At 39.2% G+C, this 18,670-nt stretch carries 15 protein-coding genes and 3 riboswitches; of the genes, 10 read left to right on the forward strand and 5 right to left on the reverse strand.

The genetic code is table 11. The annotated features are described in order from the left end of the window. Window positions 1–590: 590 nt before the first annotated feature. Together AC1DRF_RS07290 and AC1DRF_RS07295 are read right to left on the reverse strand one after the other, a co-directional pair. Window positions 591–1,577, reverse strand: coding sequence for a Gfo/Idh/MocA family protein (locus AC1DRF_RS07290; protein ID WP_097824190.1), 987 nt, complete (start codon window positions 1,575–1,577; stop codon window positions 591–593). A 171-nt stretch (window positions 1,578–1,748) separates the two neighbouring features. Continuing rightward, a complete protein-coding gene (locus AC1DRF_RS07295; protein ID WP_097824191.1) occupies window positions 1,749–2,381 on the reverse strand; it encodes an NAD(P)-dependent oxidoreductase in 633 nt (210 codons plus the stop codon). 425 nt (window positions 2,382–2,806) lie between these two features. Between AC1DRF_RS07295 and cspD the strand changes: the two genes are divergently transcribed. The 5 genes from cspD to AC1DRF_RS07320 all read left to right on the forward strand — a co-directional run bounded on the left by cspD (window position 2,807) and on the right by AC1DRF_RS07320 (window position 5,934). Further along, complete coding sequence (gene cspD, locus AC1DRF_RS07300; protein ID WP_211078450.1) at window positions 2,807–3,004, forward strand: cold-shock protein; 198 nt, start codon at window positions 2,807–2,809, stop codon at window positions 3,002–3,004. A 131-nt stretch (window positions 3,005–3,135) separates the two neighbouring features. Beyond that, on the forward strand, window positions 3,136–3,915 hold the full coding sequence (locus AC1DRF_RS07305; RefSeq protein WP_230183680.1) for an ABC transporter ATP-binding protein: 780 nt from the start codon (window positions 3,136–3,138) through the stop codon (window positions 3,913–3,915). After that, a complete protein-coding gene (locus AC1DRF_RS07310; protein WP_477740501.1) occupies window positions 3,912–5,219 on the forward strand; it encodes a putative ABC transporter permease subunit in 1,308 nt (435 codons plus the stop codon). Before AC1DRF_RS07305 ends, AC1DRF_RS07310 begins: the two co-directional genes overlap by 4 nt. Before the next feature lie 17 nt (window positions 5,220–5,236). Next, on the forward strand, window positions 5,237–5,647 hold the full coding sequence (locus AC1DRF_RS07315) for a hypothetical protein (RefSeq protein ID WP_477740502.1): 411 nt from the start codon (window positions 5,237–5,239) through the stop codon (window positions 5,645–5,647). Window positions 5,648–5,799: 152 nt separating this feature from the next. Continuing rightward, window positions 5,800–5,934, forward strand: a complete 135-nt coding sequence (locus tag AC1DRF_RS07320) for a hypothetical protein (protein WP_477740503.1) — start codon at window positions 5,800–5,802, stop codon at window positions 5,932–5,934. An 82-nt stretch (window positions 5,935–6,016) separates the two neighbouring features. Here AC1DRF_RS07320 and AC1DRF_RS07325 read toward each other — a convergent pair whose 3' ends face one another. After that, window positions 6,017–7,345 (reverse strand): amidohydrolase family protein, encoded by a 1,329-nt coding sequence (locus AC1DRF_RS07325; protein ID WP_016763252.1) that lies wholly within the window; start codon window positions 7,343–7,345, stop codon window positions 6,017–6,019. Window positions 7,346–7,850: 505 nt separating this feature from the next. Then, window positions 7,851–7,952, reverse strand: a riboswitch (purine riboswitch). A 212-nt stretch (window positions 7,953–8,164) separates the two neighbouring features. Next, window positions 8,165–8,267: riboswitch (guanidine-I (ykkC/yxkD leader) on the forward strand. A 63-nt stretch (window positions 8,268–8,330) separates the two neighbouring features. On the opposite strand from AC1DRF_RS07325, the gene AC1DRF_RS07330 reads away from it, so the two are divergent. From AC1DRF_RS07330 to atzF, 5 genes are all read left to right on the forward strand, one after another. Then, window positions 8,331–9,680 carry an APC family permease gene (locus AC1DRF_RS07330; protein WP_097824192.1) on the forward strand — a complete coding sequence of 450 codons (1,350 nt, stop codon included), beginning with the start codon at window positions 8,331–8,333 and terminating at the stop codon, window positions 9,678–9,680. Between the two features lie 124 nt (window positions 9,681–9,804). Next, a riboswitch (guanidine-I (ykkC/yxkD leader) is annotated at window positions 9,805–9,909 on the forward strand. 47 nt (window positions 9,910–9,956) lie between these two features. Further along, window positions 9,957–10,694 (forward strand): urea amidolyase associated protein UAAP1, encoded by a 738-nt coding sequence (locus AC1DRF_RS07335; protein WP_427075617.1) that lies wholly within the window; start codon window positions 9,957–9,959, stop codon window positions 10,692–10,694. 19 nt (window positions 10,695–10,713) lie between these two features. Then, on the forward strand, window positions 10,714–11,367 hold the full coding sequence (locus AC1DRF_RS07340) for an urea amidolyase associated protein UAAP2 (RefSeq protein WP_013081995.1): 654 nt from the start codon (window positions 10,714–10,716) through the stop codon (window positions 11,365–11,367). Between the two features lie 16 nt (window positions 11,368–11,383). After that, the gene (gene uca, locus AC1DRF_RS07345; RefSeq protein WP_477740504.1) at window positions 11,384–14,995 is read left to right on the forward strand and encodes an urea carboxylase; all 3,612 of its coding nucleotides are present in this window, start codon (window positions 11,384–11,386) and stop codon (window positions 14,993–14,995) included. A gap of 14 nt (window positions 14,996–15,009) precedes the next feature. Further along, window positions 15,010–16,758: an allophanate hydrolase gene (gene atzF / locus AC1DRF_RS07350; protein ID WP_477740505.1), complete on the forward strand. Its 1,749-nt coding sequence runs from the start codon at window positions 15,010–15,012 to the stop codon at window positions 16,756–16,758. A gap of 119 nt (window positions 16,759–16,877) precedes the next feature. On the opposite strand, the gene AC1DRF_RS07355 is transcribed toward atzF, so the two are convergent. Next, on the reverse strand, window positions 16,878–17,444 hold the full coding sequence (locus tag AC1DRF_RS07355) for a DedA family protein (RefSeq protein ID WP_230183675.1): 567 nt from the start codon (window positions 17,442–17,444) through the stop codon (window positions 16,878–16,880). 235 nt (window positions 17,445–17,679) lie between these two features. Further along, window positions 17,680–18,660: a zinc-binding dehydrogenase gene (locus AC1DRF_RS07360; RefSeq protein ID WP_477740506.1), complete on the reverse strand. Its 981-nt coding sequence runs from the start codon at window positions 18,658–18,660 to the stop codon at window positions 17,680–17,682. Window positions 18,661–18,670: the final 10 nt, after the last annotated feature.

The raw sequence follows: 18,670 nt of genomic DNA on the forward strand, positions 1-18,670 counted from the left end.
TTTCACAAGCTTATGCTTGTATGTATTATTTTTAATGCAATCAATGACAGCTTCTGTTTGATAACGATTATTAGTATCATTATAAACTAGTAATGACTATTGATTACATTCTTTATTATACACGAGCTATTATTATAGTCAATACTTTTTTATAATCATTTTAATCTAGGATTGATTATCGAATATTTTCCACTCTTTTTATTCTTTCCTTTGATTAATCCTATGTATGCAGGGATAGATAAAGATAGAAGATACTAAAAAACTTCCCTTGTTTCAACATATTTGCTTTTAAAATGTGCCGAAGCAAGATTTCGAATCTCAATTATGTTCTTTATAGCGACAATAAAAGAGAATGAGACATAACTATCTCAATCCAATTTAKAGACGAACAAATTAGAAAATGATCTAGTATGGATGATGGGTTACACCGCTGTTGATTTTCGTGCAACAGCTAGAAGCAACTTCATACATGAAACCTACTTTTACCCTATCAATAAAAAAATCCGAACGAGCTTGATTCTCCATCAAGAATCAAACTCGTTCGGATCTTTCTTCAACTAAACTACTTTTGCCCAGCCTCTGTTATTTATTTATTTATTATCATTTGGATATACAAGACCGATTTGCTCTCGCACTTTATCCATCACATGCATTGTTAAATATGAATTCTCATAAGAATTTGTRTCCGATTCCATCTTTCCTTGCTTTAACAGCTCTACGAATTCATTTATTTCATAGTACATAGCAGGATAAGGCTGATCGACCGTTAACTCTTCTACCCGTCCGTCATTGTACCGAATTTCTACTTTTTCAGCGGTATGTATTTTGTCAATAATCATACTGCCTTTTTCTCCTTGAATTTCACTTGGCAAATGCGAATTTGTAATTTTAGAATACATGATGACCGCGTCACGATCTTCGTACTCTAAAGCAACTGACCCTTCTCCATCTACTCCAGATTCTAGCATAAACGCCGTTGCCTTTATTTTATGAGGCCCTCCAAACAACGTAATCAGAGGATAAAGACAATATACACCTAAATCCATCAGTGAACCGTTTGCAAGCTCTGGCTTAAAGGCATTAAGCACGATACCTTCTTTATATTTATCGTAACGAGAAGAATACTGACAGTAAGATGCAACGTATTTCCGAATTGGACCAATTTTATGTAAGTTCTCTTGAATCACTTTGAAGTTAGGAAGAAGGGTTGATTTCATCGCTTCCATTAGTAACACCTTGTGATTTTTGGCTACTTGAATCATGCGAGTTACTTCTGTTGCATTGGCTGCGAGCGGTTTTTCACACAATACATGCTTGTTATTTTTCAAAAATAAGATAGCTTGTTCCGCATGATAAGCATTTGGAGTAGCAATATACACTGCATCAATTTCAGCACTCGCCGCCATTTCCTCTAAATCAGTAAATATATGAGGAATATCATATTTACCTGCAAATTCTTCTGCTTTTTCAATCGTTCGAGAATAAACAGCTGCCAGCTGAAAGTCCTCTACATACTGAGCTGATTCTAACAGTCGATCTGTTATCCAGTTTGTTCCTATTACACCAAAACGAATCATCTTTTCATCTCCTTTTTATCATCTATGTTGTATTGTATCGTTTTTAAAAAGAAAAACGAAGAAATAATAAAAAATCTATACCATTTTCCATTGCTTTATATTTATTTTGTTCCATAAAAAAACAGCTCACATCAAATGCAAGCTGTTTTTCAATATGACTCAAACGTAAGCTTATGCTTTTTCACCCACTACAGCAAAGCGTTCATTCACATGGTTTTTATTCTCTAACTCATCTATTAAAGCAATCGCATAATCCGCATAGCTAATATAGCTTTCATTTTGACTATTTGTGATCACATGATCTTTTCCTAATTGATAGGCTCCCGTGCGAGCACCTTCTGCATCAAAAAAGGCTGCCGGGCTTAAATAAGTCCAATTTATAGTCGACTTTTCAAGTTCTTTTAAACCTTTGCCCATGTTTGAAGCAGTTGGATAATAAGCTGCTGGAAAACCTTCTGTGCTCATTAAAGGCGCTGTTTTTTCTGCATCTACAAATAAACTTCCCGCTCCGCCCACTACTGCGAGTCGCGTTTGCACACCTTGAAATACTTTAATAAGTGATTGTATAGACTCAACGTGAAGCTGTTCGCTTCCAGGAGGTGCATTAAATGCATCTACCACAGCATCAAACTGTTCAATATCTTTTGAAGTGATGGCAAAAATATCTTTTTCCATTACGTTTGTTTGATTTTTTAGTTTAGAAGCATTTCGAACAATGGCTGTTACTTCATGTCCTCTCTGTTTTGCTTCTTCCATAATTAATTGACCTGCTTTTCCTGTTGCTCCAATAACACCAATTTTCATTTTTATTCTCTCCTTTTATTTTCGTTGTAACCACTATGGTTACATAAAACACAAAAAAATTTGAGCTTTTTTATAGAACTACTAATTCTTCTTAGCTCGTTGTAACCATTATAGTTACAATTCACTCAATTTGTCAACCTCGATATTCATTTTTTTTACGAGATAAAAGATTTTAGAAGTTGCTAAAGATCCATAAAACAATAGCTTATTTACCATTTCAAAATATATCCATATTTTCAACTTATTTTTATCTCAGAGTACTTTTTTATGAAAAAAGGTTTCTTTTTTATAAAAAAGTGTTATACTAGGTATATTATTTCTTGTTCGGTGTTAACAAATAGAAAGACTTTCTTTAAAGTGATTCTTATTGAAATTGAGCAGAGATAGTAATATATTCGTGGATTTTCCACACAGGAGGTACTACAATGGTACAAGGTAAAGTAAAATGGTTTAATGCAGAAAAAGGTTTTGGATTCATCGAAGTAGAAGGACAAGACGACGTATTCGTACACTTCTCAGCTATCCAAGGCGACGGTTTCAAATCACTTGAAGAAGGTCAAGAAGTTACATTTGAAATCGAAGATGGAGCTCGTGGACCACAAGCTGCTAACGTTCAAAAATAATTGATTAAGAAGCTGTCACTAATGTGACAGCTTCTTTTTATGCTCTTTTTTGGATTTTTTATTACATTTTATGAAACTTTATCCTTTTTCAGTCGTATATGATAGTAGAAAAACAAATGAGGAGGATAAAGATGCACTCTATTTCACTATTAAATGTATCTAAAAGTTACGGTTCGTACAAAGCGGTAAAAAACATTAATTTAACCGTAGAAACTGGCGAACTATTCGGCTTTTTAGGCCCTAACGGTGCAGGAAAAACAACGACTATTAAAATGATGACAGGACTATTAGAACCTTCTTCCGGCTCTATTAATGTGTGCGGAATTAATGTGTGGGAGTCCCCTGTTGAAGCAAAACAAAAAATCGCCTACGTTCCTGATCAACCTACACTTTACTTAAAACTCACCGGCATGGAATACTTACAGTTTGTCGCCTCGATTTTTAAATTATCTGCTGACGAATTCGAGAAACGCTCCACTAAATGGTTACATCTTTTTCAGCTAGAAGAACGAGCACATGAACTCATTGAAGGCTACTCACACGGCATGAAACAAAAAATCGCCTTATGCGGAGCGCTTTTACATAACCCTGAAATTATTTTTTTGGACGAACCAACTGTAGGACTTGACCCCAAAAGTGCACGAACGCTAAAGAATCTATTACGTAGGCTTTGCGATAATGGCGTAACGGTCTTTATCACTACTCATATTTTAGAAATTGCTGAACAGCTTTGTGATCGAATTGGCATTATTTTAGATGGAGAAGTTATTGCTTTAGGTTCTATGAAAGAGCTTAGAGAGCAAGCGAACAATAATCAGTCCAGTCTTGAAGACATCTTCCTCGATTTAACAGGAAATGAAGAGCAGCAAAACATTATAGAAGAACTTGCAAAAGCTGGTGAAAATCAATGATGAAACTCTTGCTCCAAACAGAAGGAAAACTACTTCTTAACCATGTTAAATCTTCTAAAAAACAAGCTTACGCCACGATTGGATTTTCTACTTTATTTATTGCTCTTATTGTGTATTTTCTGTCAAAAGGCGTATGGAGCGTGGCACCCTCTCTCTCTTTTGAGACGGTGAGCAGCTTATTTTCTTATAGCTGTTTACTATTAATGGGCATGCTTGTCTTAATGGGAATCCCGCAGGTATTTAAAAACTTGTATTCCTCTTTAGATTTATCCTTTTTATTTACAATGCCCATTCCAACAAAACAGCTTTTTTGGGTGAAATATATTAAGAGTTTCCTTTCTACACCATTAATTATGTTTTTTCTATTTTATATACCGTTGATCGTCTACGGTATTCGAGTTCACGCTCATTTTTTATTCTTTATTATTTCCTTAGCCGTTTTATTAAGTACAGCCGTGATAGGCCTTTCTATTTGTTATTTACTTAATCTCCTGTTGGTTCAACTTATTCCTGCACAAAGAGCAAACGAGCTTATGACAGCCATGAGTGCTTTATCAGGTGTTATTGTATATGTATTATTTCAACTTCCCAATTTCAGCTCTAATGGAGCACCTTTTGAAAAAGCAATAACAGCCCTTCCCTTATTTCCTAACTGGACACCTTTTTACTGGGCGAGCACAGCAATAACCTCAAGTGCTAAAGGATCTGTTCATGCTTTTTTACCCGCATTAAGTATTATGGGTTTGGCTTTTCTTAGTGTGCTTTTATCTTCTTTTTTAGTAGAAAAAGGATTTAGAACTGGATGGGTTCGTTTAAGTGAAGGAAAAGCCAAAAAAAGAGCTAAAATTTCATCTAGCAAAAAATATCGAGTTCACCATCCAGTTATGGTTATTGGGTTGACAGATTGGAAAAATATAAAAAGAGATTTGCGAGAATGGCTCGTTTTTATGCCTTTTGTATTCTTTCTGATATTTCCTACCATTGGCTTTTTAAAAAGTGGAGCTACTTTAGAGAATATTATTTCTTATAAAGATAATGTATGGCTCGGTGTACAAGTTTTCTTTTTATTTTTTTACGCTCTCTTTAATGGGTCAATGTCTGCTTCTTCAATTGCACGTGAAGCAGAGACAGCATCACTTATAAAAAGTCTGCCGATTTCCAGTTGGCAACTTGCACTAGGTAAGCTGTGGATTAGCTGGCTGCTCCCTTTCATCCTGCTATCAACTATTGAAATTGTTTTAGGCTTGTTCATTCATTGGTCTGCTGTGCAAATAATCAGTGGTATTTTGCTAAAAGGAATTTAACTATTGGGATTAGCAGTATGGGAATTTGGTTAGGTACCATTGGTGCTAAGCACAACCCTAACAACCCTAACAACCCTCAGAACCGTCTTACATTTGGTGTGTCGATTCTCTTAGCAATTTTAGCCTATGTGTATTTATTTATTGCCCTTATTCCATTTGCTTTACTAAACCTCCCTTCTTCATTTAAAGTATTTGCAGACGAACTTGCAGGAAGTGGATTCATTGGTTTCATAGCTGGTCTAGTTTCTGAATTACTTTCATTTAAAATGGCACATCCCACTATAACTTATCTAATAGGCATTGCTCTTATAATTATCTTTTCAATAGGCATTGCTTTTCTGATGTTAAAACTTAGTACAATACGCTTAAACAAAGGTATTCGAGTGGCAAAAGTACAATCACGTTCCACTTTGGGAAGCCAGAGCTAAACAAAACATTTATAGAGATGAGGCACAGACAAGAGTATATTCGTTGAAGGAAGTTCCGAACGAAGTGGATTTTTGATGGAGAATCCAACTCGTTCGGATCTTTTCATTAGGATGGTGCACGTAGGWTTCRTGTATATAATTGCTTCTAGCWGTTGWTTGGAGGGCAAGACGCAGACTCCTGCGGGAAAAGCGAAATAGGTGAGACCCCGCAGGAGTGCAAGCKACGAGGAGGCTCACCGGCCGCCCGCGGAAAGCGAAGTCTTGAACGGAAATCAACAGCGGTGTAACAAGTAGTGATATCTATTAGATGATTTATACCATTTGTTCGTCTTTAGATTAAATTGATATAGTTATGTCTCAACCTCGTTTTTAACCAATTAAAATTTGGTTTTCCTGCCAAAGATTGGTCAAGTTCGTATCAGCGAGCCGCTGATGCGTCTCTTTTACGCTAAGCCAGCGATGCTTGTTGAAAACAAAGCGAGTTTCGGGAAGTTCAGTCCATATTTCCTGTACAGACTGCACATTTAATAGAACAAAGTTTGCTTCGTTTCCTTCTTCCACTCCATACTTTTCTTTTCCAATCAGCCGGGCTGGTATACTTGTAATCATTCGGAGCAACTGCCGCTGATCATCCGGACTTCCCATATGTGCAGCATAGGCAGTTAGTAACCCTACTTGCAGCAAGTCTGCTTTTCCAAACGGATGAAAGGGGTCGTTCACGTTATCAGATGCAGTAGCAATTGGAATCGCTGCTTTTTGTATGTCGCGAATACGCGTTACGCCTCGTCTTACAATTCCTTTATCTTCTCTTCCCTGTAAATATAAATTAGAAGCAGGTAATGTGACAACTCCAATTTTCGCCTGTTTTAAAAGGTTTAAGATTTCTTTCACTTTTGCATCAGTCATTCCTGCAAGCGAGCAAAGATGCCCCACTACCACTTTTCCTTCCATATTTAATTCAATTGTTCTGTGAGCAATATTAATTATTGTATCAACAGACGGATCATCGCTTTCATCCACATGTAAGTCAAGAGGTTTATTATAGGCTTGAGCCAGCGAAAATAGAGCATCAATCTCTTTTTCTGGATTTCTAGCTAAATGAGGACAGCCTCCAATCGCATCAATTTCAAGGTCGAATGCTCGTTCAATTTTATTCATCTTATGCATATCATCAATGTCTAGGTTAGAGAATAGCGGAACAACCTGCACGTCCATATACGGGCTTAATTCATCTCTCACTTCGACAGCCGCTTGTAAACTTCGAAATAAACTATCTTCTTCCATGCTGCAGTCAAAATCAATATGCGTTCGAATCGTAGTCGTACCGTTAGCTAATGCCTGCAAAGCAGTTTTTAACATTCGCTGCTTAATTTCTTCTTCTGGAAATGCCGGCAGGCTGCTGCTGTAATTTTTAATGGCTTCTTGAAGAGTTCCAGATATATTGGGCACTTGAGGAAGCGAATGAGCTTTGTCTAAATGCATATGCATATCTACAAATCCTGGTAATAGCACACGACCCTGTGCATCAAGTGACGTTTCTTTTCCTAACACGGCCGCGTGCAGCGGAAAAAACTCGTCACCTTCAAGATAGCCGTTTTGTAAAACGATAGAAGTATACATTCCATTTGAAATTTTCACTTCAAAAAGAGCGTGGTCGTGCATAATTGGCAAACGAACATTAATTAAGTGAAGCAACATAATTCCCTCCTCAATTTTTCAACTTCTTCATTTTTCATAGACCGCTTTATCTTCTCTATCATGTATTGTTTAAAGCATTAATTCGCCAAATTTCGCAAATCACCTTCTCTTTAGAGACCTTTATTTACAGAGAAAAAAGCAAGAACAAAAAAAGGAGCAGCGTCCCCACGCTGCTCATCAAAGAAAAAATGCTAGAAAATAGATAGAATGTACTTCCCATGGTTAAATGAGGGCTTACAGATAAAGCTTCAGTGAGTGATTTCATGCTTTGCATCGCTATTCTCCCCAGAAAGCAATGCAGATACAAACAAGAAATTTTCATCACTCGCTCATACTGTAAATAGACACATAAGAAAAAGCCCAAACAAAGGCAGGTCTCTCAAATACAATGAGCAAAAACCTACCCGCCTGGGCTTTTATCCCTTCGGTGTCATATCCACTTCTTTTCAAAAATGAATATGTGAATCGCTTGGACCAAACTTTCTACTGACGTAAAAATGGGAACCTAGATTCACTTTTTACTCATAGTCCTATCATTTACGGTGATAAGGTAGAAACGTCTGAGCCATATTCTCAAACATATATGAGTGAACCGTATTTAGCTTTTTCTTGTCTACAAATATACTATAGGTATTTCTGTAAGTCAACTATAAACGAATAATCTTTTTAATAAAATTATATATAGTTCGCCTTTTACAAAAGTTTACTTTTTCAAAAAGTTTGTTAAACTATCTAACACAGTAGTTGCATCTTCCTATAATCCTGCTTATACTTCGAACTACTTACATTACCTATAAAGGTCTTCGCTCTGTTGAAGACAAAAAAGCGATCTAGGGTTCCGTTTAACACATGTTAAAGGCTGGTCCGAGAGAGAGCGTACGGAATGGTTCCGTATACACGGAGGGATAAAAGCCTGGGAGAATGACATCATTCTCCCAGGCTTTTCTTTTTTACTACTATAAAATAGAGGAAAGAAGGGATTTATATGAACAATCAACCAGCGTTAAGTAAATCGCTAAAGGTATATCAAATTGTGTTTTTGGGTCTTGCCTGGATGACTCCGATGATTTTCTTTACAGTTTACGGAGTAGCCTACGATGCGGCTGGAGGGCAAATGGTCCTTGCTTATTTAATCGCTTTTTTAGCTATCTTTTTTACCGCATATAGCTATAGCCGAATGGTAAAAGCATATCCGATAGCGGGATCTGCTTATACGTATACGAAAAAAGCTATACATCCTCGCCTTGGCTTTTTAGTAGGCTGGGCACTTCTTTTAGACTATATTTTCTCCCCTATTATCGCTATTTTAACATTTGGTATTTTTATGCATACGGAATTCCCTTCTATTCCTGTATACGTATGGGTCATTTTCATGAACATTATCTTAGCTTTAGTCAATATTGTTGGTATTAAATCTGTAGCTCGTATAAGCGGCATCTCCGTTGTAGTTCAGATTCTCTTTATAAGTTTTTTTTGTTTATTTATCGTCAAAGATATTGCAACAGGTCAAGCTAGTTCTTCTACGCTTTTTTCACTTCATCCTTTTTTGGCTTCAGATGTACCGTTTACGACTATTTTTTCTGGAGCTGCGCTCATTTGCTTTTGCTTTTTAGGATTTGATGCAGTTACAACAATGGCGGAAGAAACGATTCAACCTGAAAAGACAATTCCAAAAGCCATTTTTCTTATTGTTTGCATCGCAGCTGTTATGTACATCGCTATCTCGTATTTTACACAGATTGCCTATCCGGGCTTCACGTTTACTAACCCTGATAATGCAGCCTACACCCTTGTAAAATTAGTGGGCGGAAATCTTTTAAGCAGTCTATTTATTACGGTATTAATTATTGCAACCTTTACTCAAGGAGTTTCTTCAGTCACAAGCGTTACTCGCTTTTTATATGCTTTAGGCCGTGAATCCGTACTGCCTCAAAAGGTATTTTCATATATTCATCCAACGTTTAAAACGCCCGTGGTGAATATCTTGCTTGTTACCGCTTTTTCGTTTTTGGGAATGTTCATTGATTTAAACACAGCCGTCACTTTTGTCAGTTTCGGTGCCTTAACCGCTTTTACATTTGTGAATGTATCAGTCATTGCCCATTTTTATATTAAGTTAAAGAAACGGTCGTTTACTGAAACAATACTCTATTTAATCTTCCCTTTGATCGGAGCGGCATTTATCGGATGGCTGCTCACACTGTTAAACAAAGACACTCTTTTGATTGGTGTCGCCTGGCTTACTGTTGGATTTCTCTATTTTTTTGTAAAATCTCGACTGTCGGCTCCTTTTGTAAAGAGAGATCATTCAAAAGTGACGGTCCCTGAAAAATAAACTGAAAAATCAGTTTTCCTGTCAGGTATTCTAACAAACTGCTTGTCAACTCATTTTCACTCATACTATACTACGATTAATCGAAAGCCACAAATGGATAAAGGTTCTTACAGCCGTTAAGAACAAAAAAGCTGTCTAGGGTTCCGTTTAACATATGTTAAAGACTGGTCCGAGAGAGAGCGATATAGCGCTACGCTGTATAACACGGAAGGATAAAAGCCTGGGAGACTACTCTCTCAGGCTTTTATCCTTTTTTTATTCTAAGGAGGTTATTTTATGAGTTCTATCTGGAAGCAAACAATCCCGGCTGGTGGAAAATGGTCAGGCCGAATTGGAAGAGGAAAATCGGTGACGTTTACCGCACAAGAATCCGGTGCAAATTTGTCCCTACTATTATACAACGCTTATGATTTAACAGAACGATACAACATGCCCGATACCTTAAAAGCTCAGCACACTGCTCACTTAACAAAAGGACACGTTCTGATGAGTGACAACGGCAGAGCATTTGCAAGCATCACTGCTGACAACACCGGCTGGCATGATACCATTTCAGGCTACACTACGCGCAGCTTAACTCATCAAAAATACGGCGCATCTACTTATCAAGAATCTCGAAACGAATGGCGAAGAAATGGCGAAGAAAATTTTTCCATGGAGCTTTTGCGCAATGGTTTAACAACACGGGATCTAGTCCCTAACCTTAACTTATTTTCAAAAGTATACTGCGACGAAAAAGGCAATATGAATTTTGTTTCTTCCCATTGTAAAAAAGGAGATTTTATTACGTTTAGAACAGAAATGGATTTGATTTTCCTACTGTCTAATACACCTAACCCTCTAGACCCAAGCGAAACGTACCCTTCTGTTCCGATTGAAATAACCGTAGATGAAGCAGCTTCTGTAAGCTCAGACGACTACTGTTTAAATTTTAGACCTGAAAATAAACGAGCGTTTGAAAACACATGGTCTTATGATTTATTGCTTGGAAATAAAACACTATCAACGATTTAAAAATAAAGGAGGCTTTATAATGGCTGTATTTAATCGAGTGGAAAGCAACAGAAAAATAGAGAACGCAATTTATGATGAAACGGTACTGGCTGGGGACGGCTGGATGCATGAGCTTAAACCCGGCCAAACGCTTAGAATAATAGATGTAGAAGGCAATCAAGCAGCGGATACTTTATTCTTTGATGCTGAAAACCTAGAAGATCATTACAGTGCAGTATCTACGATTGCTAATCAAGGAAATATTTATTTATCCACCGGCACAGTGCTGCTTTCTCAATCTGGCAAAGAACTAGTCAAAATTGTTGCTGACACGTGCGGACGCCACGACACCTTAGGCGGAGCTTGTTCGGCACAAAGCAACACCGTACGTTATGCACATGACACGCTTCCGATGCATAACTGCCGAGATACATTTATGCTTCAGCTATCAAAATATGATAGCCGMTACACCAAAAGAGATTTAGCACCAAACGTAAACTTTTTTATGAATGTACCTGTGACGCCAAGCGGCGGATTAACGTTTAATGACGGGGTATCTGCCCCTGGATACTATGTAGAAATGGAAGCTATCAATCCTACACTTGTATTGATCAGCAACTGCCCTCAGCTTAACAACCCGTGCAACGATTATAACCCTACCCCTATTCGCTTAGTTATTTGGGATTCATTATAAAAAGGAGTGTTCATCTATGTTTACAAAAGTATTAATTGCGAACCGAGGAGCAATTGCCGTTAGAATTGAGCGAACATTACGACATTTAGGAGTGGAATCTGTAGCTGTTTATACAGAAGCTGATCAAGACAGCCTGCACGTTGATGAAGCAGATGAAGCCATTTTAATTGGCAGCGGCCCAGTCAAAGAAAGTTATTTAAACGAAGACCTTATTCTAGATATTGCAAAGAAAACAGGCGCGGAAGCTATTCATCCAGGCTACGGTTTTTTAAGCGAAAACGCGGAATTTGCTCGTCGCTGTCAGGCTGAAGGAATTGTATTTATTGGTCCTACACCTCAGCAAATGGAAATATTCGGATTAAAACATTCAGCTCGGGAAATTTCGCAAAAAGCCGACGTGCCTTTGCTGCCCGGTACACCTCTTATTACAGATGTATCAGAAGCTGTATGTGCTGCCGAAGAGATTGGCTATCCCGTTATGTTAAAAAGTACAGCTGGCGGCGGCGGAATTGGAATGCGTGTTTGCCAAGATGAAAAAGCGCTTCAAGCAGCTTTTGACTCAGTTTGCCATTTAGCACAAACAAACTTTAAAAACAGCGGTGTTTTTTTAGAGAAATACATCCAAAAAGCTCGCCATGTAGAAGTTCAAATCTTCGGGAATTCTTTTGGAGAAGTAGTAGCTTTAGGAGAACGCGACTGCTCTATTCAGCGAAGAAATCAAAAAGTAATTGAAGAAAGCCCAGCTCCAAACTTCCCTTCATACATACGGGAAAATATGCTGCAAGCAGCTACGCGACTAGCTAAAGAAGTCGGATATCGAAGCGCAGGAACGGTAGAGTTTCTTTATGAAGCCGAAGCGGAGAAATTTTATTTTTTAGAAGTAAATACTCGCCTTCAAGTAGAGCACGGCGTTACAGAAGAAGTGTTAAACGTTGATTTAGTAGAATGGATGCTTAAAGAAGCATGCGATGAGCTAGTAAACCTTCCTTCTTTGCTTCCTGTGCCTTCAGGTCACAGTATCCAAGCTCGTATTTATGCAGAAGATTGCTTAAATGATTTTCGTCCCAGCGGCGGGCAAATCGACCAAGCAATGCTCTCTAAAAGTGCTCGAGTTGAAACGTGGGTACGAGACGGAATTACTGTAACATCACTTTATGATCCTATGCTGGCTAAAATTATCGTTCATGGAAAAACACGAGAAGAAGCCCTTCTAAAATTGAGCGCTGCTTTAAAAGAAACAAGATTATACGGCGTTACTACTAATCTTCAATACTTGCAGGGACTGCTAGAAGAAAAAGCGTGCAAAACAGGCGACGTGTATACTCAAATGCTTAACTCATATAATCCGAGCGAACAAGCACTCGAAGTCTTAGACGGAGGCGTTCAGTCCACTGTTCAAGATTACCCGGGACGCACCGGGCACTGGAACGTAGGGGTTCCTCCGTGCGGTCCAATGGATCCTTTTGCTTTTCGCATAGGAAATAAACTTCTCGGAAACTCCCCGGATGCACCAGGGATTGAAATGACCCTCCGAGGCGGCTCTTATAAATTTAGAGACAATCTATCTTTTTGCATTACGGGTGCTAAAATGCATGCTACATTAGACGGCGCTGAAATCCCTATGTATAAGACCATTAGAGCAAAGCCGGGACAAATTCTTTCATTTAGTGAAGCAACGGAAGGAATGCGTACGTATTTACTGATTGGCGGCGGACTTGATATGCCTAAAATATTAGGCAGTTCTTCTACTTTTACACTAGGAAGCTTCGGAGGACACGGCGGTAGAGCACTTCGTACGGGAGATGTACTGCGTGTCTCTGACTACTCTCACGTTGAAAATGAACTTGCCCTTCCCTATCAGCCAGCCCTGTCTAAAGAATGGTCAATTGGGGTCATTCCCGGCCCCCATTGTACAGAAGAGTTTTTACAGCCAGAATATTTACAGCAGCTAACAGATACAAAGTGGGAAGTTCATTTTAACAGTTCTAGAACAGGCGTGAGGTTAATAGGTCCCGCTCCTTTTTGGACCCGTGAAGATGGAGGAGAAGCCGGTTTGCATCCATCAAATATTCATGATAATGCATATGCCATCGGCACCTTAGACTTAACGGGAGATATGCCTATTTTACTTGGCCCAGACGGTCCCAGTCTTGGCGGCTTTGTTTGCCCTGTTACCACCGCTTCAGCAGAGTTTTGGAAAATAGGACAGCTTCATCCCGGAGATAAAATTTCGTTTAAATTAATTGACCTTGAACAAGCTGAAAAACTCAAATGTACTCAGGAAGACTTTTTGCAGCATATCGGAACATCTGCATCACTTCCTATACTTACAAATCCAGTAGCACAGCCACTCAAAAGCGATTATCCGCTGCTGATTAACGAAACGGAAAATAGACGCTTCCCATTTTCCGTCCGCTGCTCAGGCGATGCGAATATACTTGTGGAATACGGAGAAATGGAGCTTGATCTGCTGCTTCGCTTCCAGGTACATGCTTTAATGGAAGCTATCCAAAAGCGTGAGGATTTACCGGTTCTAGATTTAACGCCTGGTATCCGTTCTCTTCAAATTCATATTGATGCAACAAAGATGTCTATTCTTGAACTTTGTCAGCATATTTCAGCTATTGATCGCGCGCTTCCTCCTCTTGAAGAAATGGAAGTTCCGTCTCGCATTGTAAAACTTCCACTTTCATGGGATGACCCTGCAACTCAATTAGCTATTGAACGCTATCAGCAAAACGTTCGTCCAGATGCACCCTGGTGTCCAAGCAATCTAGAATTTATTCGCCGAGTAAACGGTCTGAACCACCTTGAAGATGTTAAACAAGTTGTATTTGACGCTAATTATCTTGTAATGGGGCTTGGAGATGTATATTTAGGCGCACCTGTTGCTACGCCTTTAGACCCTCGTCACCGCTTAGTTACAACGAAATATAATCCCGCCCGTACATGGACGCCTGAAAATGCAGTTGGTATTGGCGGTGCGTATATGTGCGTATACGGAATGGAAGGTCCTGGCGGCTATCAATTTGTGGGACGCACGATTCAAATGTGGAATCGACTTCGTCAAACGGAAAGTTTTGAAGCAGGGAAACCGTGGCTTCTTCGTTTCTTTGATCAAATTCAATTTTACCCAGTAGAAGCAGACGAGCTTTTAAAACTGCGCGAAGATTTCCTTCGTGGAAGATTTGAAGCAGATATTACGGAGACAACGTTTAAACTTGGAGAATATTTAAATTTTCTTTCATCTATTGAAAAAAGCACGGCTGCTTTTCGTCATACCCAGCAGGCTGCTTTTCAAACAGAACGAGAAAATTGGAAAGCACTTGGTTTAGCCGAGTACGTCTCTGAACACGAAACAGCTGAAATTATGGAACAAGAACTGCCTGAAGGTACGGAAGCTGCGCGCTGTACAATGCCGGGAAGCGTATGGAAAGTTCTTGTAGAAGAAGGACAAAAAGTTAAAAAAGGCGATACGTTAATTATCGAAGAAAGCATGAAAATGGAGTTTCCGCAGCTAGCACCTATGGATGGATATATCAGTTCTATTCATGTGAAACCCGGCGATGAAGTACAAGCTGGACAGCTGATTGCCGGTATAAAAGCTTTTGCTCCAATTACTCATTAAGGACGGTGAATACAATGAAAACAGTGAGCTTGCCTAAAAAATTTTCGGTTCAATGGTTACGTGATATGTATATCAAAAAAGAATTAACTCCGGAAGATGTAGTACATCAAATTTTTGCGCGTGTAGAAGCTGACAAAGACATGAATATTTGGATTACCCCTCCCACACTCGGTGATTTAAAACCTTATCTGGATCGCTTAGCTACGCTAAGCCCTGAAGCGTTACCTTTGTGGGGAATTCCATTCGCCGTTAAAGATAATATCGATATAGCACATGTACCGACAACAGCCGGATGTAAAGAATATACGTATATCCCTTCCGAACATGCTACGGTTGTTCAACGCCTTATCGATGCAGGTGCTATTCCTCTTGGAAAGACCAACTTGGACCAATTTGCTACAGGACTGGTCGGTACACGGAGCCCATATGGCGAAACGCACAATGCGTTAAAGCCAGAGCTCATTAGCGGCGGATCGAGCTCAGGGTCAGCTGTATCCGTAGCTCGGGGGCATGCTGCTTTTTCTTTAGGCACCGATACAGCAGGTTCAGGGCGGGTTCCAGCTGGTTTAAACCGTCTAATCGGCTACAAACCTTCCCTTGGAGCTTGGCCATCTGCAGGTGTAGTTCCGGCATGTAAAAGCTTAGACTGCGTCACTGCTTTTGCTCATGAATGGAGTGACGTACTGCTCGTAGATTCCATTATTAGAGGAGTAGACGATCGAGACCCATGGTCACGCTCTGTTGTTCGGGCTTCTTCGGCGCTTCCTGAAAAAATTTATATGGTAAAAGAACCGCTTTCGTTTTACGGGCCGTTTGCTGAGCAGTACGAAAAAGCGTGGAAACAAGCTGTGAAAAAGATTGAAGATTTATCTATTCCTATCGAATACATGGACGGCTCGTATTTAAGTGAAGCAGCTGCTTTATTATATGACGGCCCTTACGTAGCAGAGCGCTGGGCTGACTTAGGAGAATTTATCACTTCTCATGAAGAAACAGYCTTTCCTGTAACCGAGCAAGTGCTTCGTTCAGGAGCTAAATCAGAATATGATGCTGCTGCTTTATTTCAAGCTTCACATAAGCTTCAATCCTTTAAACATAAAGCATATCATCAGCTTAAAAATGCTGTTCTTGTTATGCCGACAGCAGGCGGAACGTGGACGCGGGAACAAGTAAGAGAAAATCCAATTGAAACAAACAGTGACATGGGGCGCTTTACAAATCATTGTAACTTACTCGACTTGTGTGCCGTCTCTCTTCCATCTCAAGATGCGGATCTTGATTTACCGTTTGGCATTTCATTTTTCTCTACATTTGACGGCGAACAATTCATTTGCGGACTCAGCGAGTTGTTTTTAAATGGGGAACGAACGGTTGATTCAAAAAAAGATACAACATTAGTAGCTGTTTGCGGTTTGCATATGCGCGGGTTTTCACTTGAATCTCAAATGCGTGAACACGGAGCTTCATTCGTACGAAAAGACCAAACCGCTCCTTATTACCAGCTTTTTAAACTGCCTACTTCTCCAGCAAAACCGGGGCTGTTGCGAACACATCAACAAGGAGAAAAAATTGAAGTTGAACTTTGGGAAATGCCTTTATCACTACTCGGCTCTTTTGCTGATTCTATCCCTTCTCCTCTCGGACTAGGCAAAATCACTCTTGAAGACGCTAGTGAAGTAGTGGGTTTTCTTTGTGAAGCTCATGCGACAGAAGATGCGGAGGATATTACGTCTTATAGAAGCTGGCGGGCTCTTCGTAGTTGAATAAAAGAGCCGCCTCTAAGTCGAAAACTCGGCTCAGAGGCGGCTCTTTTGAATTATGAAAACCTTAATTTAAAAACTCTCTTACTTTTAAGGTAGTGCTTATTTAGGCAGATCCTTTTTTATGTATCTTTTCTCTTTTTCATCCACCAGCCTGCACCAACTATCACTCCGATTACGAGAATAACAAATATTAAACGATCAACATCATGCAAATATTTTTGGATTTTTTCAATATCTCCAAGTCCTCCTACATAGAGCAAAAAAACAAACCACGGAAAAATGCCTAAGGTGCTGTATAAAACAAAGTCCCTAGATTTGATTTTACTAAGACCTGCCAAATAGGTTATATAGTTTGCGATACTGATGGGACGGGAAATCGTAATACTCCATTTTCCATATTTATGAAACCATTTTTGGGCACGTTTTATATTTTTTTCACCAAACCAGCGCTTGGTAATAGATTCAAACCTGTATCCCATAACGAACGGAATATAGTTGAATGCGATATAAATAACGGTATTAACAGCTGAAACAATAAGGATTTTCCATATTGAGAGCTGCAACACCGAGCCAATAAGCAAAATCGATAACGTACACGGAAAAGGAATTGCCGCAGCTTCGATTGCTGTAGCAATAAAGATGCCCACTATGCCTAAATTTTGTACAAAATCAATAAACCCTTGCACCTTTTTTCTCCTTTCAATCATACAAATTTCACGTTCTTTCATCATAACTCAAACTATTCAAAATTTCACGATTTCAAAGCAATTTCACTAGTAAAAAAAGCTCATACGCACCCGTTTGCTATATTTGATTATCTTCTATCATATGCAGTTCATAAGTGAAGTAACGCAAAAAAAGAAAATAGCAGAAAAAGACTCTTTTATTAGTCGTAATAAAAGAGTCTTTTCTGTCCTGCTATTATTTAACTTTAGCAATAATTTTCCCTTTCACATGGCGTTTTGAAAGCTCTTCTAATGCAMTCGGCACTTCTTTTAACGAGATAATGCGCTCAATCATCGGAGCTACTTTCTTCTCTGCTACTAATGCTAAAAGCTCATCTCCCATTTTTGCTAAATCCGCTTGCGCAATCATGTCATCAATGTGGTGTGCAGCATTTAAAGCTACTTCATGATAAGAAATCACCTTTGTAAAAGGCTTTACTTTTGTATAATCAGGTGCACCAGCAATATGTGCTAAATGTCCTCTATAGGCAATCATATCTAAAGAATCCGTTGCGTTCTTTGCGCTCACCGTGTCAAGCACAGCATCTACGCCGCGGCCATTTGTCAGCTCCAATACTTTTTCCGCGACGTTTTCCTCGCGATAATCAATTACATAATCAGCTCCTAACGACTTCACATACTCATGATTATGTGCTGAAGCTGTTGAGAAAACGGTTTTTCCAGCGTTTTTAGCAAGCTGCACGCCAAAGCCTCCTACGCCTCCAGCTCCTCCATGAATTAAGATGGTTTGAATATGGTTCATTGGAAGTTTACGAAATAGTGCTTCATACGCTGTGTAACCTGCAGTAGGCAAAGCAGCAGCTTCTTCAAATGTAACAGCGTCAGGAATGCGCGAAATTGAATGAGCAGTTGTAACCGCATATTCAGCATATCCGCCTTTTTTCATAAAGTCCCCGTGATAGACAACGCGGTCTCCTTTTTTCCAGTCAACTACTCCTTCTCCAACTTCATCAATTGTCCCAGCTACATCTAAACCTAGAATGTGAGGATATGTCCAATAAGGATTTCCATTAGTAGCCGTTTTATAATCTACGGGATTAAGTCCCACTGCGTGAACTTCAACTACTAATTCCCCTTTATTTGGAAGAGGTTTTTCTATTTCTTCTACTTTCATTTCTGTCCATTTATTTTTATCTTGCAATAATAATGCTTTCACAGCCTAACTC

It is taken from the genome of Priestia sp. P5_B4, assembly GCF_056400385.1.

Coding starts and splice junctions, on each gene's coding strand:
- uca (WP_477740504.1), top strand. CDS start 11,384: ATGTTTACAAAAGTATTAATTGCGAACCGAGGAGCAATTGCCGTTAGA.
- AC1DRF_RS07310 (WP_477740501.1), top strand. CDS start 3,912: ATGATGAAACTCTTGCTCCAAACAGAAGGAAAACTACTTCTTAACCAT.
- AC1DRF_RS07295 (WP_097824191.1), bottom strand. CDS start 2,381: ATGAAAATTGGTGTTATTGGAGCAACAGGAAAAGCAGGTCAATTAATT.
- cspD (WP_211078450.1), top strand. CDS start 2,807: ATGGTACAAGGTAAAGTAAAATGGTTTAATGCAGAAAAAGGTTTTGGA.
- AC1DRF_RS07325 (WP_016763252.1), bottom strand. CDS start 7,345: ATGTTGCTTCACTTAATTAATGTTCGTTTGCCAATTATGCACGACCAC.
- AC1DRF_RS07305 (WP_230183680.1), top strand. CDS start 3,136: ATGCACTCTATTTCACTATTAAATGTATCTAAAAGTTACGGTTCGTAC.
- AC1DRF_RS07315 (WP_477740502.1), top strand. CDS start 5,237: ATGGGAATTTGGTTAGGTACCATTGGTGCTAAGCACAACCCTAACAAC.
- AC1DRF_RS07330 (WP_097824192.1), top strand. CDS start 8,331: ATGAACAATCAACCAGCGTTAAGTAAATCGCTAAAGGTATATCAAATT.
- AC1DRF_RS07335 (WP_427075617.1), top strand. CDS start 9,957: ATGAGTTCTATCTGGAAGCAAACAATCCCGGCTGGTGGAAAATGGTCA.